The organism is Achromobacter sp. 1011811831, assembly GCF_059760905.1.
In genome coordinates this window covers 1-20,666 of sequence record NZ_JCBANG010000102.1, presented here as the reverse complement: position 1 = coordinate 20,666, position 20,666 = coordinate 1, and the positions used below count along the sequence as shown (strand labels likewise).

Here is a 20,666-nt window from a genome sequence, read left to right as displayed (position 1 = left end):
CAAAAAAACCGGGGCCGCGATTCGCGGCCCCGGTTTTCTGGACGAAACGACGGACGGGGTCAGGCGCGCGCGGCGCGGCGGCGTTCCGCAAACGCCGCCAGCTCGCCCACGATGCCGCGACGGAAAGCCAGTACGCAGATCACGAAGATCAGGCCGATCACGATGGTGACCGACTCGCCCAGTCGCAGGAACCAGTCCACGCCGGTCAGCTTGGCCAGGGCCTGGCCGAAGTCGCCGACCTTGTTCTCCAGCAGCACGACGATGAAGGCGCCCAGGATCGGGCCGGTCAGCGTGCCCAGCCCGCCGATCAGCGTCATCAGGATGACCAGGCCCGACATCTGCCAGGTCGCGTCGGACAGCGTCGCCGACACGAACACCAGCGTCTTGGTGGCGCCGGCCAGGCCGGCGATGGCGGCCGACAGCACGAAGGCCAGCAGCTTGAAGCGGTCCACGTCGTAGCCCAGCGAGACCGCGCGCGGCTCGTTCTCGCGCAGCGCCTGCAGCACCTGGCCGAAGGGCGAGTGCACCGTGCGCCAGATGATGTAGAAGCCGATGATGAAGACGCCCATCACCACGTAGTACAGGTTCAGGTCCTTGGACAGGTCCAGCATGCCCAGCAGGGTGCCGCGCGGCACGCTTTGCAGGCCGTCCTCGCCACCGGTGAACTTGGCCTGCAGGAAGAAGAAGAACACCATCTGCGCCAGCGCCAGCGTGATCATGGCGAAATAGATGCCGCTGCGACGGATGGCCAGCGCGCCCATCGCCAGGCCCAGCAGGGCGGCCACGCCCACGCCGAACAACAGGCCCAGCTCGGTGGGCAGGCCCCACACCTTGAGCGCATGGCCGGCCGCATAGGCGGCGCTGCCCAGGAAGGCCGCGTGGCCGAAGGACAAGAGGCCGGTGAAGCCCAGCAGCAGGTTGAACGCGCAGGCGAAGAGCGCATAGCACATGACCTTCATGGCGAAGATCGGATACACGCCGACGAAGGGAAGTATGGCCACCACGATGGCCAGCGCCGCATAGCCCAGGAATTGACGATTCATTTTTCTTTTCCGAACAGCCCGGCCGGGCGGATCAACAGAACGATGGCCATGATGATGAAGACGACCGTGCTGGACGCCTCGGGCCAGAACACCTTGGTCAGGCCTTCCACCACGCCCAGGCCCAGGCCGGTGACGATGGCGCCCATGATGGAGCCCATGCCGCCGATCACCACCACCGCGAACACGACGATGATCAGGTTCGAGCCCATCAGCGGGGAAATCTGCAGGACCGGCGCGGCCAGCACACCGGCGAAGCCCGCCAGCGCCACGCCGAAGCCGTAGGTCAGCGTGATCATGCGCGGCACGTTCACGCCGAAGGCCTCGACCAGGCGCGGGTTCTCTGTGCCGGCGCGCAGCAGCGCGCCCAGGCGGGTGCGTTCGATCACGAACCAGGTCGCCAGGCACACCACCAGCGAGGCCGCCACCACCCAGCCGCGATAGTTGGGCAGGATCATGAAGCCGAGGTTGGTGGCGCCGCGCAGGGCGTCAGGCGTCGGGTAGGGCTGGCCCGACACGCCGTAGAAGCTGCGGAACAGGCCTTCGATGAGCAGGGTCAGGCCGAAGGTCAGCAGCAGGCCGTACAGGTGGTCGAGCTTGTACAGGTGCTTGAGCAGCAGTTTTTCGATGATGATGCCGAACAGGCCGACCACCAGCGGCGCCAGCAGCAGCATGATCCAGTAGTTCAACCCCAGGTACGACAGGCCCATCCAGGCGACGAAGGCGCCCAGCATGTAGAGCGCGCCGTGCGCGAAGTTGATGACGTTCAGCAGCCCGAAGATAACGGCCAGGCCGAGCGAGAGCATGGCATAGAAGGATCCATTGACCAGGCCCAGCAATAGCTGGCCGAATAAGGCCTGTATGGGGATGCCGAAAATGTCAGTCATCTTGTGAAAGTCCTGCGCGTACAGATGGAGGCGAGCAAATCCAAGAAGCGACCCGGCCGGATGGGCCAGGTCGCCTCATGAGGGCGTTGAACAGGGGCTACTTCTTGACCAGCTTGCAGGTCGATTCGGACAGCTTGGTATAGACCTCGTCGCCGGGCAGCGTGGCCACGACCTTGTAGTAGTCCCAAGGCGCCTTGGACTCGGCGGGCGTCTTCACCTGCATCAGGTACATGTCGTGGATCATGCGGCCGTCTTCGCGCACATAGCCGCCCTGGGCGAAGAAGTCGTTGATCTTGTTCGACTTCATCCACTTCATCACGGTATCGCCGTCGTCCGAGCCGGTGGCCTTGACCGCGTTCAGGTAGAAGGTCAGGGCGGAGTAGTCGCCCGCCTGCAGCATGGACGGCTTGCGGCCGACCTTGGCTTCGAACTTCTTGGACCAGGCGCGCGAGGCGTCGGATTGGTCCCAGTACCAGCCGTCGGTCAGGTACATGCCCTGCGTGGCCTGCAGGCCCAGCGAGTGCACGTCGTTGATGAACACCAGCAGGCCGGCCATCTTCATGGTCTTGGTCACGCCGAATTCATTGGCGGCCTTGACCGAGTTGATGAAGTCGCCGCCCGCGTTGGCCAGACCCAGGATCTGAGCCTTGGAGGCCTGGGCCTGCAGCAGGAAGGAAGAGAAGTCCGACGAGCCCAGCGGCGCGCGCACCTGGCCCTTCACATCGCCGCCCACGGCCTTGACCACGGCCATCGTGTCGCGTTCCAGCGCGTGGCCGAAGGCATAGTCGGCCGTCAGGAAGAACCAGCTCTTGCCGCCGTCCTTCACCACCGCCGAGCCGGTGCCGCGCGCCAGCGCCACGGTGTCGTAGGCGTAGTGCACGGTGTAGGGCGAGCACTGGGCATTGGTCAGGTCCGAGGCGCCCGCGCCGATGGCGATGAAGGGCTTTTTCTTCTCGGCGGCCACGCCGGCCATGGCCAGGCTGGTCGACGAGTTGGTGCCGGCGATGATCACGTCCACCTTCTGCTCGTCGAACCACTCGCGCACGCGCGCCGAGGCCACGTCGGCCTTGTTCTGGTGGTCGGCCGAGACGACCTCGATCTTCTTGCCGTTGATCGAGCCGCCGGCGTCTTCGATCGCCATGCGCACGGCCTCCAGGCCGCCCTTGCCGTCGATGTCCGAATACACGCCGGACATGTCGGTGATGAAGCCGACGCGGATGACGTCGTCCGAGATGCCTTGCGCCTGGGCGGTGGCCCCGGCAAATCCCAGGCCGGCAGCGGCCAGTGCGGCAGTGATGGTGTGCAGCTTCATGGGATGACTCCTCTTCCCTTCGGTGTGTGGTGCCGGCGATTCCGGCGTAGACAGGCTGGTTTGTTCTAGACGCCCAGCAGTTCGTTGAGCGTGTCCTGTTTTTCTGCGAGTTCCGCGGCTTCGAAGTGCTCGACGATCTGGCCGTGTTCCATGACGTAGAAGCGGTCGGCCAGCGGCGCGGCGAAGCGGAAGTTCTGTTCCACCATCACGATGGTATAGCCGCGCTGCTTCAGCGCCGTGATCATGCGGGCCAGGGCCTGCACGATGACCGGCGCCAGGCCTTCGGAGATCTCGTCCAGCAACAGCAGGTTGGCGCCGGTGCGCAGGATGCGCGCCACCGCCAGCATCTGCTGTTCGCCGCCCGACAGGCGGGTACCCGGCGAGTGCCGGCGTTCCAGCAGGTTGGGGAACATGTCGTAGATCTCGGCCAGCGACATGCCGCCGCCCAGCGAACCGACCACCGGGGGCAGCAGCAGGTTTTCCTCGCAGGACAGGCTGGCGAAGATGCCGCGTTCCTCGGGGCAGTAGCCCACGCCCAGGTGGGCGATCTTGTAGGTGGGCAGGTCGATGGCCTCGGTGCCGTGGATGCGGACCGAGCCCTTGCGCGAGCCGGTCAGGCCGAGGATGGCCCGCAGCGTGGTGGTGCGTCCGGCGCCGTTGCGTCCGAGCAGCGTAACGACCTCGCCCTGTCCCACGCGCATATCCACGCCGTGCAGGATATGCGATTCCCCGTACCAGGCCTGCAGGCCCGAAATTTCGAGTGCCGGGGTGCTCATGCATGTGCTCCTTGCAATTCGCCTTCGGTGGTGCCCATGTAGGCTTGCATCACGGCGGGATGGCGGGAGACTTCGGCATACGAGCCTTCCGCCAGCACCGATCCGCGCGCCAGCACGGTGATGGTGTCGGCGATCGACGACACCACGTTCATGTTGTGTTCGACCATCAGGATGGTGCGGCCCGCGCTGACGCGCTTGATCAGCTGGGTGACGCGGTCCACGTCCTCGTGGCCCATGCCCTGGGTGGGTTCGTCCAGCAGCATCATCTCGGGCTCCATCGCCAGCGTGGTGGCGATTTCCAGCGCGCGCTTGCGGCCGTAGGGCAGGTTCACCGTGGTTTCATCGGCGAAGGCGCCCAGGTCCACCTGTTCGAGCAACTCGCGCGCCGGCGCGTTCAGCGAGGCCAGCTGCTTGTCGCTGCGCCAGAAGTGGAACGACAGGCCGGTCTTGCGCTGCAGGCCGATGCGCACGTTCTCCAATACGGTCAGGTGCGGAAACACCGCCGAGATCTGGAACGAGCGGATCACGCCGCGCCGCGCGATCTGCGCAGGACGTTCGCCGGTGATGTCGACGCCGTTGAACTTGATGGTTCCCGACGTGGGGGAAAGGAACTTCGTCAGCAGATTGAAGCATGTGGTCTTGCCCGCGCCGTTCGGCCCGATCAAGGCATGAATCTCGCCCCGCTTGATACGCAAATCGACCCCATTGACCGCGACGAAGCCGCGGAACTCCTTGGTGAGGCCTTTTGTCTCCAGGATCGTGTCGTCCATGTCGCTGCACCAGCGTTGTATTTATAAGAGTGCCATCCGCCGCGTTGCGCCGGAGCCCCGCAGGGCCGAGAAAGCCGCGTGTAAATTCAACGTTTTCTCGAGAGTTGCGGCGAGTATGCGCACCTATTTCTCAAAATTCCATGAGGGTTTTTCATAGGTTTTGCAGTGCGGAAAGCTGAATTGTCAGGTAGCTGACAATGCGCGATTTCTAAAGGGCGAAAACACGGCAAACGCGCGTAGCGCATCGCAACAAATCTGTCTTGATCGTCATCAAACTGACAAATATGCCGAGCCAGGGAAAACCCGGTTCGAGAACTGAACCGGGGCGGCCGGAAACGGCCTGGACGAGCGCCGGTTAATGCCGGCGGCTTATCAAGCGGGCGTTTTCGGCTTGTATTCGCACAGGTCTGAAATGCCGCATTGCGGGCATTTCGGCTTGCGCGCCACGCACACATAGCGGCCGAGCAGAATCAGCCAGTGGTGGGCGTTGAGCATATATTCGGCCGGCACGAACTTCTCGAGTTTCCTCTCGACTTCCAGCACGTTTTTCCCGGGCGCGATACCGGTGCGATTGGACACGCGGAATATATGCGTATCCACCGCCATGGTGTGTTCGCCGAATGCGGTGTTGAGCACCACGTTGGCGGTCTTGCGGCCCACGCCGGGCAGCGCTTCGAGTTCTTCGCGCGTGCGCGGCACTTCGCCGCCATGCTGCTCGAGCAGGATGCGGCAGGTGGCGATGGCGTTCTTGGCCTTGGTGCGGAACAGGCCGATGGTCTTGATGTAGTCGGCCAGGCCTTCCTCGCCCAGCGCCAGCATCGCCGCGGGCGTGCCGTGCTCCGGGAAGAACTTGCGCGTGGCGATGTTGACCGACTTGTCCGTCGCCTGGGCCGACAGCAGCACGGCGATCAGCAGCTGGAATGGCGTATCGTATTCCAGCTCGGTGGTCGGGTTCGGATTGGCCGCCTGCAGGCGGGCGAAGATCTCTCGGCGTTTGGCGGCGTTCATGGGCGCGGGGCGTTGCGGCGGGCCCGGGCGCGGGCCAGCGCGGATTCGATGGCGGAGCGTTTGCGGTCTTCGTCCTGTTCGGCCGCGGCGGTGTCGCGCGGCGCGGGGGCATCAGGGATCTCGGCGGCCATCAGGCGCGCGTTGTCCGCCGCCAGACGCGCCAGGCGCGACTGGCGGCCGCGATGGCGCAGGCGGCTGATGTCGGCGTCCTCGGCGGTCCAGCCGCGTCCTGCCGGCACCATGTCGATGCAATCGACCGGACAGGGCGCCACGCACAGGTCGCAGCCGGTGCACCAGTCGGCCAGCACCGTGTGCATGCGCTTGTTGGCGCCGATGATTGCGTCCACCGGACAGGCCTGGATGCAGAGCGTGCAGCCGATGCAATGCGCCTCGTCGATGCGCGCCACCAGCAGCGGGCCGGGACGGCCGCGCGTCAGGTCCAGCGGCAGGATGGGTTGCTCCAGCAGCGCGGCCAGCGCGGCGATGCCTTCGTCGCCGCCGGGCGGGCAGCGGTTGATGGGGGTTTCGCCGGCGGCGATGGCGTCGGCGTAGGGCCGGCAGCCGTCATGGCCGCACTTGGTGCATTGCGTCTGCGGCAATAGCGCGTCGATGCGGTCGGCGAGCGGGGGACAGGACATGGCGATTCGGTAGAAAACAAAAGGGGCCGCGCGGGCCCCGTGGACTTACGGTACGGCTGGAAGGCGGCGGGGGAAGAGGACTGCGCCTCGTCCGGCCCGCGCGCGATCGCGGCGGGTGCCGCGCCTCAGGCCGATTGCCGGATGAATTCGGCGATTTTAGGACAGATCATCTCGCGCCAGCGGCGGCCCGAGAAAATCCCGTAGTGGCCGCAGTTCGGCGCGGTGTAGTGCTGCTTGCGGTCGGCCGGGATGTTCTTGCACAGCTTGATCGCCGCGCGCGTCTGGCCCTGGCCCGAGATGTCGTCCAGCTCGCCCTCGATGGTGAAGAGGGCGACCTGCTTGATATCGGCCGGGCGCACCAGCTTGCCGTCGACTTCCCAGGTGCCGTTGGGCAGCTGAACTTCCTGGAACACCATGCGGATCGTGTCCAGGTAGAACTCGGCCGGCATGTCCAGCACGGCGTTGTATTCGTCGTAGAAGCGGCGGTGCGCCTCGGCGTCGCTGTCGTCGCCGCGCAGCAGGTCCAGGTAGAAGTCGTAGTGCGACTTCATGTGGCGATCGGGATTCATGGCCATGAATCCGGCGTGCTGCAGGAAGCCCGGATAGACCTTGCGGCCCGATCCCGGATAGCGCGGCGGCACGGGGTGGATGACCTGGTTCTCGAACCACGAATAGGGCTTGGTCGTGGCCAGGCGATTGACCTGCGTGGGCGACTGGCGCGGGTCGATGGGGCCGCCCATCATCACCATGCTGCGCGGCTGGCAGGGATCGTTGGCCGAGGCCATCAGCGACACGGCGGCCAGCACCGGCACGGTGGGCTGGCACACGGAAATGACGTGCACGTCCGGGCCCAGGTGGCGGATGAAGTCCTGCACGTAGCGCACGTAGTCGTTCAGGTGGAACGGGCCGGCCGACAGCGGCACCATGCGCGCGTCGATCCAGTCGGTCACGTAGACGTCGTGGGCGGGCAGCAGGGCGCGCACGGTGTCGCGCAGCAGCGTGGCGTGGTGGCCCGACAGCGGCGCCACCAGCAGGACCTTCGGGTCTTTCTGCGAGGCGTGCCGCACGTCGCGGTGGAAGTGCACCAGGCGACAGAAGGGCTTGTCCAGGGCCACGGCCTCGGTGATGCGGACGGACTTGCCGTCGATCTCGGTGGCGGGCAGGCCCCAGGCGGGTTTCTGGTATTCCTTGCCGATGCGGGTCATCAGCTCATAGCCGGCGGCCAGCTGACGCGAGATCGGGGTATAGGCAAGGGGACTGTAGGGGCTGGAGAACAGCTGGGAACCGGCATCCGTGAATGCAGCGAACGGAGTCAGGAAGGCGCGCTGCATTTCGTGCAATTGGTACAGCATTTCGAGATGTCCTTCTGGGTCGTGCGTGTGTCCCGATTATTGCGCCGGGAAGTAAGTGTATTTCGAACTGATCTAAAAGAATTTGCCGGAAAGGCCTGATTCTGTTGCGAAAAAACGACCCGTCATATCCACGGCACCAGTTTAGGGCGGCTTTTATGTCCTGGCGCAATGCCAGACGGATGATTTCCGCACTAGTGCGTCGCCGGGCGCCTTTCCGTCACCAATAGTTTTCCACGGCCAGATTACCGGGAATGCCGCGGCGTCCCGTCTTGAAGCCGCGCTCGCCCAGCAACTTGCGGGCATCGGCCAGCATCGCCGGGTTGCCGCAGAGCATGATCCTGGCGGTTTCCGGCTCCAGCGCCTGGCCGGCGAGCTGCTCCAGGCGGCCGTCGGCGATCAGGGTGGTCAGCCGTTCTTGCGGCATGCCGGGCAAGGCTTCGCGGGTGGCGATGGGCAGATAGACGAGCTTGCGCGGGTCGGCGGCGAAGTGGCTGGCCAGGTCCGGGCGGCGGGCGAGGCTTTCGATTTCCTCGCGATAGGCCAGCTCTTCGGCGGTACGCACGCCGTGCACCAGGACGATGCGGCGGTAGGCGCTCCAGGCCGCGGGATCACGCAGGATGGACAGGTAGGCCGACAGCCCCGTGCCCGAGGCCAGCAGCCACAGGTCGCCGCCGGGCGCGAAGCGTTCCAGCGTCAGGAAGCCATAGGGCGCTTTTTCCACGTACAGCGCATCGCCGGGAACCAGGCGGGCCATGCGTGGGCTGAACAGGCCTTCGGGGACCACGATGGAGTAGAACTCCAGCCAGGGCTGGCCGGGCGCCGACACCATCGAATAGGCGCGCCACAGGGTGGGCGGGCCGTCGGAATCATCCGCCGCCGGCAGGCCGACCCGGGCGAACTGGCCGGGCTGGAAATCGTAGGCGTCATCGCGCGTGACGCGCACCGAGAACAGCTTGCCGGGCACCCAGGTGTGGACGCTGGTGACGGTCTGGCGCGTGTATTTGGAGTCTTCGGTCATCGGGTTACCGCGACGCGGACGGCCGGACTGGCGCGCCGCGAGGCGCGGACTACTTTTCCAGGTATTGCAGCTTGTCCTGCACGCCGTTCCACTGGTCGGCGTCGGGCAGGGGCTTCTTGGCGCGGCTGATGCTGGCGAACTCGGGCGAGAGTTCGGCGTTCAGCGCGATGAAATTCAGCTGGTCCTGCGGCACGTCTTCTTCGGCGTAGATGGCGTTGGCCGGGCATTCGGGGATGCAGACGGCGCAGTCGATGCACTCGTCCGGGTCGATCACGAGGAAGTTCGGACCCTCACGAAAACAGTCCACCGGGCACACGTCTACGCAATCGGTGTACTTGCACTTGATACAGTTTTCGGTGACTACGTGGGTCATTCTCAGGAACTCCGGGATCGGCGGCGTGTGTTTCGGCTTTATAGGTATTGCCGGGCGGATTTTAACCAATGCCGCGCCATCGCGTCCCGAATACCCGTATTGACATCGTGGCGCAAAGGGGGGAGAGCCCTGCGCTCTATGCTATGGTGTGGCGAAACGATACGCGCAATCATGATAATTACCTCGCTGCTCGACACCGACCTGTACAAATTCAGCATGATGCAGGTGGTTTTGCATCATTTTCCCGCTGCCCAGGTCGAGTACCGCTACAAATGCCGCACGCGGGGCGTCGATCTGCACCCGTATCTGGACGAAATCCGCGAGGAAGTGCACCAGCTGTGCCAGCTGCGCTTCACCGAAGACGAATTAAATTATCTGCGCGGCTTGCGTTTCATCAAGAGTGACTTCGTTGATTTCCTCGGGCTGTTCCACATGCCCGAGCGCTGCATCCACATCGCCGAGGGCGACGCGCCCGGCGAGATCAGCATCGAGGTCAAGGGCCCGTGGCTGCACACCATCCTCTTCGAGATCCCGGTGCTGGCCATCGTCAACGAGGTCTTTTTCCGCAACACGCGCAAGAATCCCGACTGGGAGGAAGGCCGCAAGCGGCTGCAGTCCAAGATGCACCTGGTGCTGGACGATCCGGCGCTGGCTGATTTCCGCGTGGCCGAATACGGCACGCGCCGCCGCTTCTCCAAGGTCTGGCACGAGGAAGTCGTATCCACCATGAAGGCGCAGATGGGGCCGCATTTCGCCGGCACCAGCAACGTGCTGCTGGCCAAGCAGCACGAGGTGCTGCCGCTGGGCACCATGGGCCACGAGTACCTGCAGGCCTGCCAGGCGCTGGGGCCGCGACTGCGCGATTCGCAGGTGTTCGCGCTGGAAGTCTGGGCCAAGGAATACCGCGGCGACCTGGGCATCGCACTGTCCGATGTCTATGGCATGGATGCCTTCCTGCGCGACTTCGACATGTATTTCTGCAAGCTCTTCGACGGCGCGCGCCATGATTCGGGCGACCCCTTCATCTGGGGCGAGCGCCTGCTCGAGCACTACCGCAAGAACCGCGTCGATCCGCGCGCCAAGACCCTGGTGTTCTCGGATTCGCTGACCTTCCCGCGCGCGATCGAGCTGGCGCGCCAGTTCGCCGGGCGCTGCAAGGTGTCGTTCGGCATCGGCACCAACCTCACCAACGACCTGGGCCACGAACCGCTGCAGATCGTCATGAAGATGGTCCGCTGCAACGGCCAGCCGGTGGCCAAGGTGTCCGACGCGCCCGAGAAGACCATGTGCGACGATCCCGCCTACCTGGCCTATCTGCGCCAGGTTTTCCAGCTGCCTCCCGCTTGAAACCGGCACGCGGTAAAGTGCCGGTTCCACCGCATTGTTCCACCCATCCACTTGCACATTAGGGGAAATATTCATGAGCAGCATCAAGCGCTTCCACGTCGACAAGCGCCTGTCGGACATGGCCGTGTACAACGGCGTCGCCTACCTGGCTGGCCAGGTGCCCGATGACGCCACTCTGGACATCACCGGCCAGACCGCGCAAGTGCTGGCGACCATCGACCGTCTGCTGGCCGAGGCCGGCACGGACAAGACCAAGATCCTGATGGCCCAGATCTACGTGGCCAACATGAAGGAATTCGACGGCATGAACAAAGCCTGGGACGCCTGGGTCGCCGCCGGCAACTCGCCCCCGCGCGCCACCGTCGAGGCCCGTCTGGCCAATCCCGACTACAAGGTCGAGATCGTCGTGACCGCCGCCGTCGCCTGATCGCTGATCGGTTCGGCCAGCAAGGCGAATAGCCCACGCGATGCGTGGGCTTTTTCATTCGGGCATGTTCCCGGAATTGCCTGCGGGCGAGGCGGATGCGGGCCGGTTCAGCCGCCCAGCAGCATCAGTCCGGCCAGCAGTCCGCCCAGTTCCGCGCAGCGCTCCAGATCGGCCGCCGGCACGGTCTTGGGGGCGGCGATCTGCGCCGGCGTCTGCGCGCCCAGGTTCACGATCAGGGCCGGCGCCGCCGCGCGCAGGCGCCAGCCCGTGCAGATGCGTTCGGTCTGCCGCGCCGCGCCCGCGCCGTCGCTGCCCGCGCTGATGGCACAGGCATAGGGCAGGCCCTGGATGAGGTCCAGCGCGCCGTAGTAGCAGCGGTCGAAGAATTCCTTCATTTCCCCGCTTAGGCTGGCCAGGTTCTCGGGCGCGCAGAACAGGAAACCGCCGCTGGCCAGCAGATCGTCCACGCCGGCGTCGGCGGCGCGCTTGAGCATGACCGCGAAACCGGCCTCGGGCGCCAGCTCGGCGGCGGCTGCCATGGCGCCGTCGGCCGCCGCCTCGGCCATCTGCCGCGCGGCGCCGGTGCGCGAATGCCAGACGATGAGCAGCGGCTTCATGCCAGCCGCTCCGCCGGATCCTGCCGGTAGTAGGCGCGCAGCATGGCATACCATTCGGGCAGCGCGTCGCGCATGGGCCAGGGGTCGACGAAGAAATGCTCGGAGCTGACGGCAAAGAACTCGGCCTCGTCGGTCGCCGCATAGGGATCCATCGGCAGTTGGCCATACCAGGCGTCGGCCTCCTCGCTTTCCGGATCCATGTCGGGCGGGATGGCTGCCTCGACCGCGTCCAGCGCCGCGATGAAGCGGTCCAGGCTGTCGTCCAGCACGCGGCGCCAGGCGCGCGGCGCGATGTCGGGATGCGCCGCCAGCGAGGGCATGCCGTCGGCGTCGCCGGCCTGCAGGTCCAGCTTGTGCGCGAATTCGTGGATCACCACGTTGAAGCCGCCGTCCGACAACTGCGCGTCTTCCCAGGACAGGATCACCGGGCCGCCGTCCCAGGCCTCGCCGGCCGCGTCCTCGATGTATTCGTGCACCACGCCGTCCTCGTCCTGGCGCGAGCGGGGGATGCGGAAGCCGGAGGGGTAGACGATGATCTCGTCCCAGCCTTCGTAGAGCGAGGGCGTCAGGTTCAGGATGGGCAGGCTGGCCTGCGCCGCGATCGACAGGCGCATCGCGTCCGTGACGTCCAGGCCCTGCGCGCCGTTGATCGACTTGCTGGCCAGCAGCCAGGCCGAGCGCGCGAGCAGCTGCGCCCTTTCCTGTTCGTTCAGCGCGCCCAGGAAGGGATGGGCCTCCAGCACCTGGCGCCAGAGTTCGGGTGAGATGCGGGCCTGCATTTCGGCCACGGCGGACGGGCGGGCGCCCCGGCCCTTGAGCCAGCGCAACATGGGCGTCGATTCCTTTGCGTGTGTTTTTCGGGTCTGGGTTGTTTCGATATGCCCGGGGCGCCGGTTTCCGGGCCGCGGTCCCGGGCGCCATTTCAGTGCAGGCAGACGCTAGTGTAGAGTGTCGAAATATTCTGATCGTTCCCCGTAATCCGCCCACTTTCCCGTCATGTCAGTCTCGCCCGTTCCAGACGCGCCTACGCCTTTCGACGCTTCCTGGCGGCAGGAGGCGGGAGACGGCCTGGATGCCGACGGCCTGGCGCTGATCGACCAGGCCGTGGCCTGGGCCGAGCCGCGCTTCGAGGGCCAGCAGGCCCTGACCGGGGAGTCGCTGGCTTCGCACGGAGCGGGCGTGGTCCGCATCCTGGCGGGCATGCACACCGATGCCGCCACCCGCGCGGCGGCCCTGCTGGCCGCCTTGCCCACCGACCTGACCGCGCCCGCGCCGGCGCCGCGCAACGATCCTGTCGCCACCGCGTTTGGCCAGGAAGTGGCGCGGCTGGTGCAGGGCACGCGGGCGCTGCTGCGACTGGGCGTGGTGGCCCGGCACGCCAGCGACGCCGCCGCCGAGAGCGGTTCGCAAAAGGAAATGCAGCGCAAGATGCTGCTGGCCATGGCCGCCGACCTGCGTATCGTGCTGATGCGGCTGGCCTCGCGCCTGCGCACGCTGCGCTGGCACGCCGAAAGCAAGACGCCCTGTTCCGTGGAGTTCGCGCGCGAGACCCTGGATCTGTACGCGCCGCTGGCCAACCGGCTCGGCATCTGGCAGATCAAGTGGGAAATGGAAGACTTGGCGTTTCGCTTCCTGGAGCCCGACCGCTACAAGCAGATCGCGCGCCTGCTGGAAGAGAAACGGGTCGAGCGCGAAGCCTTCATCGCCGGCGCCATCGAGCGCCTGCAATCGGCGCTGGCCGCCAGCGGCGTGCACGCCGAAGTCAGCGGCCGGCCCAAGCATATCTACAGCATCTGGAACAAGATGCGCATCAAGCGCCTGGACTTCGCCCAGATGTACGACCTGCGCGCGTTGCGCGTCATCGTCGACGATGTGCGCGACTGCTATACGGCACTGGGCATGGTGCACGAGATGTGGACGCCCATCGCCGAGGAATTCGACGACTATATTTCGCGGCCCAAGCCCAACGGCTACCGCTCGCTGCATACGGTGGTGGCCGACCACGACGGCCGGCCCTTCGAGGTGCAGATCCGCACGCGCGAGATGCACCAGTTCGCCGAGTACGGCATGGCCGCGCACTGGCGCTACAAGGAGGCCGGCGCCAAGGGCGGGCAGGTCTCCGCGTCCAGCGAATACGACCGGCAGCTGTCGTGGATGCGCCAGCTGCTGGCCTGGAACAGCGAGGTCGAGGCCGGCGATCAGGCCCCGGTGGCTCCGGCCGCGCCGGAACCGGCCAAGCCGGCGACGCGCGGCGCGGGCAAGGCGCGTCATGCTGCCGCCGAACCGGCACAGAGCGATGAGCGCATCTACGTGATGACGCCCCAGGCGCGCGTGATCGAGCTGCCCGCCGGCGCCACGCCGGTGGACTTCGCCTATCACCTGCACACGGACCTGGGGCATCGCTGCCGCGGCGCGCGCGTCGATGGCCAGATGGTGCCCCTGCAGACCAGATTGTCCACGGGGCAGACGGTCGAGATCATCTCGGCCAAGTCCGGCGGTCCGTCGCGCGACTGGCTCAACCCGCAGCTGGGCTTCCTGGCCAGTCCGCGCGCCCGCTCCAAGGTCCGCATGTGGTTCAACGCCATCGAACTGCAGCAGCGCATCACGCAGGGGCAGGCGCTGGTCGAAAAGGAACTGCAGCGCCTGGGCAAGACCGCCGTCAACCTGGAGCAACTGGCCCAGAACCTGGGCTTTGCCCGCGCCGACGACCTGTATGTGGCGGCGGCCAAGGAAGAATTCAGCCTGCGGCAGATCGACGCGCTGTTCCAGCAACCCGCGCCGGCCGCCGAGCCCGTACCCGCGGCCCTGCGCGGCGCCAGCGCCGAGAGCGCCGAGAAAAGCGGCAAGAGCGGCGTGCTGGTGGTGGGCGTCGGTTCGTTGCTGACGCAGCTGGCGCGCTGCTGCCGTCCCGCGCCGCCGGACGCCATCGCCGGCTTTGTCACCCGAGGCCGCGGCGTGTCCATCCATCGCCGCGATTGCCACAGCTACCTGGCGCTGGCCGAGCGCGAGCCCGAGCGCGTCATCGAGGTGGCCTGGGGCGAGACCTCGGACACGTTCTATCCGGTGGACATCAGCGTGCGTGCGCACGACCGTTCCGGCCTGTTGCGCGACCTGTCGGAAGTGTTCGCGCGGCTGCGCCTGAACGTGGTGGGCGTGAATACGCAGAGCCGGCAGTCGCTGGCGCACATGGTGTTCACGGTGGAAGTGCGCGGCGGCGAATCGCTGACCCGCGCGCTGGATGCCCTGGCCGAGGTCCAGGGCGTGTCGTCGGCCGTCAGGCGCTGAGCGGCCGGTCCCGCCGCCCGGCAAGGACGGCGGGAGGACGCCGCGGGCGCGGCGTCGGGCAGATCCTAGTGGTCCAGGCTTTCGTGCGCGCGGTCGCGCATGAAGAACGAGGCCACCAGGCCGAGCGCTACGCCGAACATGACGTAGTAGGCCGGGGCCATGGGCGAGCCTGTGGACTTGATCAGCCAGGTGACGATGAACTGGGCGAAGCCGCCGAAGATCATCACCGCCACGTTATAGGCCAGCGACAGGCCGACCGAGCGCACGCGCGCCGGGAACAGTTCGGCCATGACCGTGCTGAACACGCCGAAGAAGGCCGACACGAAGAAGCACACCACCACCTGCACGGTCAGCAGGCGCGAGATGGACGGCGCCTCCGTCAGCCATGCGTACAGCGGGTACAGCACCAGCAGGTAGCCGATCAGCGAGCCGATCACGATCGGGCGGCGGCCGACGCGGTCGGACCAGGCGCCCATGAACGGCGTCAGCAGCACCATCAGCCCGGCGCCGACCATCTGCACCAGGAAGGTCTGGTTCAGCGGCAGCTTCAGGATCTGGGTCGAATAGGTCACCAGATACGTGAAGGTGATGTAGATGGACACCGTGGCCGTGACCACCAGGCCCACGCCGATCAGCGTCTCGCGGGTGTGGGTCAGCAGCATCTGGCCCAGGCTCAGGCGCTGGACCATGCCGCGCGCGGCGGCCTGGCGGTCCTCTTCCTTCATCTGCTTGAAGGCGTCGGTTTCGTCGATGTTGCGGCGGATATAGATGGCGATGGGCACGATCACCAGGCCGAACGCGAAGGGCAGGCGCCAGGCCCAGGCGGCGATCTGTTCCTGGGTGAAGAATTCGGTGATCAGCGTGCCGCAGGCCGCGCCGATCAGCAGCGCCAGCATCTGGCCGGCCATCTGCCAGGAGCCGTAGAAGCCGCGTCGGCCCTTGGGCGCCATTTCGATCAGCAGGGCGGTCGACGTGCCGAACTCGCCGCCGGCCGAGAAGCCCTGCAGCAGGCGTGCGATCAGGATGAAGATGGGGGCCAGGATGCCGGCCGCATGGTAGGTCGGGGCCACCGTGATCAGGGCGATGGACACGGCCATCAGCGAGGTGACCATCACCATGGCGGCCTTGCGGCCCTTCTTGTCGCCGTACAGGCCGAGGATGATGCCGCCGACCGGCCGCATGAAGAAGCCGACGCCGAAGATGGCGGTGGTCATCAGGATGGCGTTCAGCTCGCTGCCGGGCACGCTGGGGTCGGTGGGGAAGAACAGCTTCGAGATGATCGGCGTCATGAACGCGAACACCAGGAAGTCGTACCATTCGAGGGCATTGCCTATGACTGCGGCCACGATGTTGCGCGTGGGGACTGCTTTGTGCTGCACGGTTTCTCCTTGGGGGTGTATTGCACTGCGGGCGGTATTCTAGATCGTTCACTCTTTAAGGATCGCCGCCCGCGTCCGGCACGTGGGCGCGCGCTGGCTTTAAACTCTGTTCTTTTACACCTCAAGAGAACAGACACATGAACGCGCGCACCTGGCTGGAAACGCTGGTCGGCTTCGACACCACCAGCCGCAATTCCAATCTCGCCCTGATCGAAACCGTCCGCGACTGGCTGCGCGGCCAGGGCGTGGAGGCCTGGCTGGCGCACAATCCCGAACGCACCAAGGCGAACCTGTTCGCCACGCTGCCCGCGCAGGACGGCAACCAGCAGGGCGGCATCGTGCTGTCGGGCCACACCGACGTGGTGCCGGTGGACGGCCAGGACTGGAGCTCGGACCCGTTCAAGCTGATCGAAAAGGACGGCCTGCTCTATGGCCGCGGCAGCTGCGACATGAAGGGCTTCATCGCCGGTTCGCTGGCGCTGGTGCCGGAATTCCTGGCCATGCCGCGCAAGAAACCCATCCATCTGGCGTTCTCCTACGACGAGGAAGTCGGCTGCGCCGGCGCGCCCTACATGCTGGCCGACCTGCACGAACGCGGCATCCGCCCCGAGGGCTGCGTGGTGGGCGAGCCCACCGGCATGCAGGTGGTGGTGGCGCACAAGGGCATCAACCTGTTCCGCTGCAAGGTGCACGGCAAGGCGGCGCACTCGTCGCTGACCCCGCGCGGCTGCAACGCCATCGAATACGCCGCCCGCCTGATCTGCCGCATTCGCGACCTGGCCGACAGCTTCAAGGCCAACGGCCCGTACGACCAGTTCTACGACGTGCCGTTCTCGACCATGACCACCAACAAGATTCGCGGCGGCATCGCGGTGAACACGATTCCGGAACTGTGCGAGTTCACGTACGAATTCCGCAACCTGCCCGGCATACGTCCCGACGACATCCAGGCCGAGGTCGAGCGCTATGTGCGCGAAGAGCTGCTGCCGCGCATGCAGGCCGAGTTCGACGGCGCCCGGATCGAGATCGAGACCGGCGCGGCCGCCCCGGCGCTGGAAGCCTCCGAGCAGGCAGCCATCACTCAGCTGGTGCGCGCGCTGACCGAGGACCGCGTCACCCGCAAGGTCGCCTATGGCACCGAGGCCGGCCTGTTCCAGGGCATCGGCATTCCCACCGTGGTCTGCGGTCCCGGCCACATCGAACAGGCCCACAAGCCCAATGAGTACGTGGCCCTGGACCAGCTCGCGTCCTGCGAAACCTTCCTGCGTCGCCTGGGCCAGTCCCTCTGACGGCCGCCGGGGCGGCGCCCATGCCGCCCCGCCTGGGCCCGGCTCAGGTAAAATGACGGGTTGCAAACCGGATGGGGACGGGCACTGGCCTGTCGCCGCGCCGGGGGAGAAGCTTGGTGAAACCTTACGATTTTCCGGATGCCAAGGGCCATTTCGGCCCCTATGGCGGCGTTTTCGTGGCGGAAACGCTGATGCACGCGCTCGACGAGCTGCGTGCCGCTTATGACCATTGCCGCGTCGATCCGGCCTTCATCGAAGAGTTCAACTACGAGCTCAAGCATTTCGTCGGCCGGCCCAGCCCGGTCTACCATGCCCGCCGCTGGTCGGACATGCTGGGCGGCGCCCAGATCTGGTTCAAGCGCGAAGACCTGAACCACACCGGCGCGCACAAGGTCAACAACTGCATCGGCCAGGCGCTGCTGGCCAAGCGCATGGGCAAGCCCCGCGTCATCGCCGAGACCGGCGCCGGTCAGCACGGCGTGGCCACGGCCACCGTGGCGGCGCGCTACGGCATGGAGTGCGTGGTCTACATGGGCAGCGAGGACGTGCGCCGGCAGGCTTCCAACGTCTACCGCATGAAGCTGCTGGGCGCCACGGTGGTGCCGGTGAATTCCGGCTCGCGCACCCTGAAGGACGCGCTGAACGAAGCCATGCGCGACTGGGTCACCAATATCGAAAACACGTTCTACATCATCGGCACGGTGGCGGGGCCGGACCCCTATCCGCGCATGGTGCGGGACTTCCAGACCGTGATCGGCAACGAATGCCTGGTCCAGATGCCTGAAGCCATCGGCCGCCAGCCCGACTACGTGGTCGCGGCGGTGGGCGGTGGTTCCAACGCCATGGGCATCTTCCACCCCTACATTCCCCACGAAGACGTGCGCCTGATCGGCGTCGAAGCGGCGGGTGAGGGCCTGGAGACGGGCCGTCACGCCGCTTCGCTGGCGGCTGGCACCGTGGGCGTGCTGCACGGCAACCGCACCTACGTCATGCAGGATGCCGACGGCCAGGTGCAGGAAACGCATTCGGTCTCGGCCGGCCTGGACTATCCCGGCGTTGGTCCCGAGCACGCCTGGCTCAAGGATAGCGGCCGGGCCGAGTACATCGGCATCTCGGACGAGGAAGCGCTCAAGGCCTTCCACGACTGCTGCCGCATCGAGGGCATCATGCCGGCGCTGGAGTCCTCGCACGCCATCGCGCAGGCTGTGAAGATGGCGCCGTCGCTGCCGCGCGACAAGGTCATCCTGGTCAACCTGTCGGGCCGTGGCGACAAGGACATGCATACCGTCGCCGAACGCGGCGGCATCGAGCTGTGACGCCATGAAGACCCGCAACGATCGCATCGCCGCCGCCTTCGCCCGCACCGCCGCTTCCGGCCGCGCCTCGGCGCTGATCCCCTACATCGCCGCCGGCGATCCCTCGCCCGCGGCCACCGTGCCGCTGATGCACGCGCTGGTCGAGGCCGGCGCCGACGTGCTCGAACTGGGCGTGCCGTTTTCCGATCCCATGGCTGACGGCCCGGTGATCCAGCGCGCCGCCGACCGCGCCATCGCGCAGGGCGTGGGCCTGGCCCGCGTGCTGGAGCTGGTGGCCGAGTTCCGCCAGCGCGATGTGGCCACGCCCGTCGTGTTGATGGGGTACGCCAATCCCATCGAGCGCATGGGACAGGCCGAATTCGCCCGCCGTGCCGAAGCGGCCGGCGTGGACGGCGTGCTGGTGGTGGACTATCCGCCCGAGGAAGTGGTGGAGTTCGCCGGCATGCTGGACCAGCACGGCATCGCGCCGATTTTCCTGCTGGCGCCGACCTCGACCGAGCCGCGCATCAAGGCCATCGCCAATGTCGCTCGTGGTTACGTCTACTATGTCTCGCTCAAGGGCGTGACCGGCGCGGGATCCTTGAACACGCAGGACGTGGCTGAACGCCTGGCGCTGATTCGCCGCCACGTCTCCATTCCGGTGGGGGTGGGCTTCGGCATCCGCGACGCCGAAAGCGCCCAGCGTGTGGCGCGTTCCGCCGACGCGGTGGTCATCGGCAGCAAACTGATCGAAACCATGGAGCAGGCGGTGGCCAACGCCCCCGCCGCCCAGCAAACCGACGCCGCAGTCGCCGCCGCCAGCGGCTGGCTGCGCACCATCCGGCAAGCGCTGGATCAAGTAAAACGAGAAAACGCCTCGGCCTGAACGCCGGGCGCGACCTCATACGGGATGAAACATCAATGAGCTGGATCGAAAAACTCCTGCCTCCTCGCATCAATAAAACCAGCGACAGCGGCGCTCGCCGCGTGCCCGAAGGCCTGTGGGTCAAATGCCCCTCGTGCGAGTCGGTGCTGTACAGCGAAGACCTGGCGGCCAACCTGCACGTGTGCCCCAAGTGCGACCATCACATGCGCATCGGCTCCCGCGCCCGCATCGATTCGCTGCTGGACATGGAAGGCCGCGTCGAAATCGGCCAGACCACGCGCTCGGTCGACACGCTGAAGTTCAAGGACACCCGCAAGTATCCCGAACGCCTGCAGGAAGCGACCAAGCAGACCGGTGAAACCGACGCGCTGGTGGTCATGGGCGGCTCGATCCGCGGCGTGCCGGCGACGGTGGCCTGCTTCGAATTCGAATTCATGGGCGGCTCGATGGGGTCGGTGGTGGGCGAGCGCTTCGTGCGCGGCGCCCAGGCCGCGCTCGACAACAAGACCGCCTTCATCTGCGTGGCCGCCTCGGGCGGCGCGCGCATGCAGGAAAGCCTGCTGTCGCTGATGCAGATGGCCAAGACCAACGCCATGCTGACGCGGTTGTCGGCCGCCGGCCTGCCATTCATCAGCGTGCTGACCGACCCCACCATGGGCGGCGTGTCGGCCAGCTTCGCCTTCATGGGCGACGTGGTGATCGCCGAGCCCAAGGCGCTGATCGGCTTCGCCGGTCCGCGCGTGATCGAGCAGACCGTGCGGGAAAAGCTGCCGGAAGGCTTCCAGCGCGCCGAGTTCCTGCTGCAGAAGGGCGCCATCGACATGGTGGTGGACCGCCGTCAGCTGCGCGAGGAAATCGCGCGTCTGTTGGCGCTGCTGAACAACCAGCCTGCCGACGTGGTAGCGGCGGCCTGAGCGCGGATTCGTCCGCATCTGCGTCAGCAAAAAGCCGGCGGCCTGAGGGCCGC

20 protein-coding genes are annotated in these 20,666 nt (G+C 66.4%); 7 read left to right on the top strand and 13 right to left on the bottom strand.

The genetic code is table 11. The features are described from left to right. Window positions 1-59 precede the first annotated feature (59 nt). The 10 genes from AC6LJ9_RS26570 to fdxA all read right to left on the bottom strand — a co-directional run bounded on the left by AC6LJ9_RS26570 (window position 60) and on the right by fdxA (window position 9,174). On the bottom strand, window positions 60-1,043 hold the full coding sequence (locus AC6LJ9_RS26570) for a branched-chain amino acid ABC transporter permease (RefSeq protein ID WP_498149863.1): 984 nt from the start codon (window positions 1,041-1,043) through the stop codon (window positions 60-62). Next, window positions 1,040-1,927: a branched-chain amino acid ABC transporter permease gene (locus tag AC6LJ9_RS26565; RefSeq protein WP_498149862.1), complete on the bottom strand. Its 888-nt coding sequence runs from the start codon at window positions 1,925-1,927 to the stop codon at window positions 1,040-1,042. The genes AC6LJ9_RS26570 and AC6LJ9_RS26565 overlap by 4 nt, the downstream gene beginning before the upstream one ends. A 97-nt stretch (window positions 1,928-2,024) precedes the next feature. Then, window positions 2,025-3,239, bottom strand: a complete 1,215-nt coding sequence (locus tag AC6LJ9_RS26560; protein ID WP_212317803.1) for an ABC transporter substrate-binding protein — start codon at window positions 3,237-3,239, stop codon at window positions 2,025-2,027. Between the two features lie 65 nt (window positions 3,240-3,304). Next, window positions 3,305-4,015 carry an ABC transporter ATP-binding protein gene (locus AC6LJ9_RS26555; protein WP_212317805.1) on the bottom strand — a complete coding sequence of 237 codons (711 nt, stop codon included), beginning with the start codon at window positions 4,013-4,015 and terminating at the stop codon, window positions 3,305-3,307. Beyond that, complete coding sequence (locus AC6LJ9_RS26550) at window positions 4,012-4,785, bottom strand: ABC transporter ATP-binding protein (protein ID WP_498149861.1); 774 nt, start codon at window positions 4,783-4,785, stop codon at window positions 4,012-4,014. Before AC6LJ9_RS26550 ends, AC6LJ9_RS26555 begins: the two co-directional genes overlap by 4 nt. Window positions 4,786-5,157: 372 nt before the next feature. Further along, on the bottom strand, window positions 5,158-5,793 hold the full coding sequence (nth, locus tag AC6LJ9_RS26545) for an endonuclease III (protein WP_103273109.1): 636 nt from the start codon (window positions 5,791-5,793) through the stop codon (window positions 5,158-5,160). Then, window positions 5,790-6,437, bottom strand: coding sequence for an electron transport complex subunit RsxB (gene rsxB / locus AC6LJ9_RS26540; protein ID WP_498149864.1), 648 nt, complete (start codon window positions 6,435-6,437; stop codon window positions 5,790-5,792). The genes nth and rsxB overlap by 4 nt, the downstream gene beginning before the upstream one ends. A 119-nt stretch (window positions 6,438-6,556) precedes the next feature. Next, window positions 6,557-7,783 carry a polyhydroxyalkanoate depolymerase gene (locus AC6LJ9_RS26535; RefSeq protein ID WP_103273111.1) on the bottom strand — a complete coding sequence of 409 codons (1,227 nt, stop codon included), beginning with the start codon at window positions 7,781-7,783 and terminating at the stop codon, window positions 6,557-6,559. 217 nt (window positions 7,784-8,000) lie between these two features. Beyond that, window positions 8,001-8,801 carry a ferredoxin--NADP reductase gene (locus AC6LJ9_RS26530; protein ID WP_498149860.1) on the bottom strand — a complete coding sequence of 267 codons (801 nt, stop codon included), beginning with the start codon at window positions 8,799-8,801 and terminating at the stop codon, window positions 8,001-8,003. A 49-nt stretch (window positions 8,802-8,850) separates the two neighbouring features. Beyond that, window positions 8,851-9,174 (bottom strand): ferredoxin FdxA, encoded by a 324-nt coding sequence (gene fdxA, locus AC6LJ9_RS26525; protein WP_103273115.1) that lies wholly within the window; start codon window positions 9,172-9,174, stop codon window positions 8,851-8,853. Between the two features lie 171 nt (window positions 9,175-9,345). On the opposite strand from fdxA, the gene pncB reads away from it, so the two are divergent. Both pncB and AC6LJ9_RS26515 read left to right on the top strand, forming a co-directional pair. Further along, window positions 9,346-10,521, top strand: coding sequence for a nicotinate phosphoribosyltransferase (gene pncB / locus AC6LJ9_RS26520; protein WP_212317821.1), 1,176 nt, complete (start codon window positions 9,346-9,348; stop codon window positions 10,519-10,521). Window positions 10,522-10,594: 73 nt separating this feature from the next. Then, window positions 10,595-10,948, top strand: a complete 354-nt coding sequence (locus AC6LJ9_RS26515; RefSeq protein WP_103273117.1) for a RidA family protein — start codon at window positions 10,595-10,597, stop codon at window positions 10,946-10,948. A gap of 107 nt (window positions 10,949-11,055) precedes the next feature. Here AC6LJ9_RS26515 and AC6LJ9_RS26510 read toward each other — a convergent pair whose 3' ends face one another. After that, window positions 11,056-11,565 (bottom strand): NAD(P)H-dependent oxidoreductase, encoded by a 510-nt coding sequence (locus tag AC6LJ9_RS26510; protein ID WP_498149859.1) that lies wholly within the window; start codon window positions 11,563-11,565, stop codon window positions 11,056-11,058. After that, window positions 11,562-12,395, bottom strand: coding sequence for a M90 family metallopeptidase (locus AC6LJ9_RS26505; RefSeq protein ID WP_498149858.1), 834 nt, complete (start codon window positions 12,393-12,395; stop codon window positions 11,562-11,564). The genes AC6LJ9_RS26510 and AC6LJ9_RS26505 overlap by 4 nt, the downstream gene beginning before the upstream one ends. 166 nt (window positions 12,396-12,561) lie before the next feature. Between AC6LJ9_RS26505 and AC6LJ9_RS26500 the strand changes: the two genes are divergently transcribed. Further along, on the top strand, window positions 12,562-14,850 hold the full coding sequence (locus tag AC6LJ9_RS26500; protein WP_498149857.1) for a RelA/SpoT family protein: 2,289 nt from the start codon (window positions 12,562-12,564) through the stop codon (window positions 14,848-14,850). A 65-nt stretch (window positions 14,851-14,915) separates the two neighbouring features. Here the strand turns inward: AC6LJ9_RS26500 and AC6LJ9_RS26495 are convergent, their stop codons facing one another. Further along, window positions 14,916-16,229: an MFS transporter gene (locus tag AC6LJ9_RS26495; protein WP_498149856.1), complete on the bottom strand. Its 1,314-nt coding sequence runs from the start codon at window positions 16,227-16,229 to the stop codon at window positions 14,916-14,918. Window positions 16,230-16,366: 137 nt separating this feature from the next. Between AC6LJ9_RS26495 and argE the strand changes: the two genes are divergently transcribed. The 4 genes from argE to accD all read left to right on the top strand — a co-directional run bounded on the left by argE (window position 16,367) and on the right by accD (window position 20,613). Continuing rightward, window positions 16,367-17,518 (top strand): acetylornithine deacetylase, encoded by a 1,152-nt coding sequence (gene argE / locus AC6LJ9_RS26490; protein ID WP_498149855.1) that lies wholly within the window; start codon window positions 16,367-16,369, stop codon window positions 17,516-17,518. A gap of 116 nt (window positions 17,519-17,634) precedes the next feature. Then, window positions 17,635-18,834 carry a tryptophan synthase subunit beta gene (trpB, locus tag AC6LJ9_RS26485; protein WP_498149854.1) on the top strand — a complete coding sequence of 400 codons (1,200 nt, stop codon included), beginning with the start codon at window positions 17,635-17,637 and terminating at the stop codon, window positions 18,832-18,834. A 4-nt stretch (window positions 18,835-18,838) separates the two neighbouring features. Continuing rightward, window positions 18,839-19,699: a tryptophan synthase subunit alpha gene (gene trpA / locus AC6LJ9_RS26480; protein WP_498149853.1), complete on the top strand. Its 861-nt coding sequence runs from the start codon at window positions 18,839-18,841 to the stop codon at window positions 19,697-19,699. A 35-nt stretch (window positions 19,700-19,734) separates the two neighbouring features. After that, the gene (accD, locus tag AC6LJ9_RS26475) at window positions 19,735-20,613 is read left to right on the top strand and encodes an acetyl-CoA carboxylase, carboxyltransferase subunit beta (protein WP_212317839.1); all 879 of its coding nucleotides are present in this window, start codon (window positions 19,735-19,737) and stop codon (window positions 20,611-20,613) included. The last annotated feature ends 53 nt before the right edge of the window (window positions 20,614-20,666 follow it).

Excerpts from the sequence above, each read along its gene's own strand:
- AC6LJ9_RS26570 (WP_498149863.1), bottom strand. The coding sequence starts at position 1,043 with ATGAATCGTCAATTCCTGGGCTATGCGGCGCTGGCCATCGTGGTGGCC.
- AC6LJ9_RS26565 (WP_498149862.1), bottom strand. The coding sequence starts at position 1,927 with ATGACTGACATTTTCGGCATCCCCATACAGGCCTTATTCGGCCAGCTA.
- AC6LJ9_RS26560 (WP_212317803.1), bottom strand. The coding sequence starts at position 3,239 with ATGAAGCTGCACACCATCACTGCCGCACTGGCCGCTGCCGGCCTGGGA.
- AC6LJ9_RS26555 (WP_212317805.1), bottom strand. The coding sequence starts at position 4,015 with ATGAGCACCCCGGCACTCGAAATTTCGGGCCTGCAGGCCTGGTACGGG.
- AC6LJ9_RS26550 (WP_498149861.1), bottom strand. The coding sequence starts at position 4,785 with ATGGACGACACGATCCTGGAGACAAAAGGCCTCACCAAGGAGTTCCGC.
- nth (WP_103273109.1), bottom strand. The coding sequence starts at position 5,793 with ATGAACGCCGCCAAACGCCGAGAGATCTTCGCCCGCCTGCAGGCGGCC.
- AC6LJ9_RS26535 (WP_103273111.1), bottom strand. The coding sequence starts at position 7,783 with ATGCTGTACCAATTGCACGAAATGCAGCGCGCCTTCCTGACTCCGTTC.
- AC6LJ9_RS26530 (WP_498149860.1), bottom strand. The coding sequence starts at position 8,801 with ATGACCGAAGACTCCAAATACACGCGCCAGACCGTCACCAGCGTCCAC.
- fdxA (WP_103273115.1), bottom strand. The coding sequence starts at position 9,174 with ATGACCCACGTAGTCACCGAAAACTGTATCAAGTGCAAGTACACCGAT.
- pncB (WP_212317821.1), top strand. The coding sequence starts at position 9,346 with ATGATAATTACCTCGCTGCTCGACACCGACCTGTACAAATTCAGCATG.
- AC6LJ9_RS26515 (WP_103273117.1), top strand. The coding sequence starts at position 10,595 with ATGAGCAGCATCAAGCGCTTCCACGTCGACAAGCGCCTGTCGGACATG.
- AC6LJ9_RS26510 (WP_498149859.1), bottom strand. The coding sequence starts at position 11,565 with ATGAAGCCGCTGCTCATCGTCTGGCATTCGCGCACCGGCGCCGCGCGG.
- AC6LJ9_RS26505 (WP_498149858.1), bottom strand. The coding sequence starts at position 12,395 with ATGTTGCGCTGGCTCAAGGGCCGGGGCGCCCGCCCGTCCGCCGTGGCC.
- AC6LJ9_RS26500 (WP_498149857.1), top strand. The coding sequence starts at position 12,562 with ATGTCAGTCTCGCCCGTTCCAGACGCGCCTACGCCTTTCGACGCTTCC.
- argE (WP_498149855.1), top strand. The coding sequence starts at position 16,367 with ATGAACGCGCGCACCTGGCTGGAAACGCTGGTCGGCTTCGACACCACC.
- trpA (WP_498149853.1), top strand. The coding sequence starts at position 18,839 with ATGAAGACCCGCAACGATCGCATCGCCGCCGCCTTCGCCCGCACCGCC.
- accD (WP_212317839.1), top strand. The coding sequence starts at position 19,735 with ATGAGCTGGATCGAAAAACTCCTGCCTCCTCGCATCAATAAAACCAGC.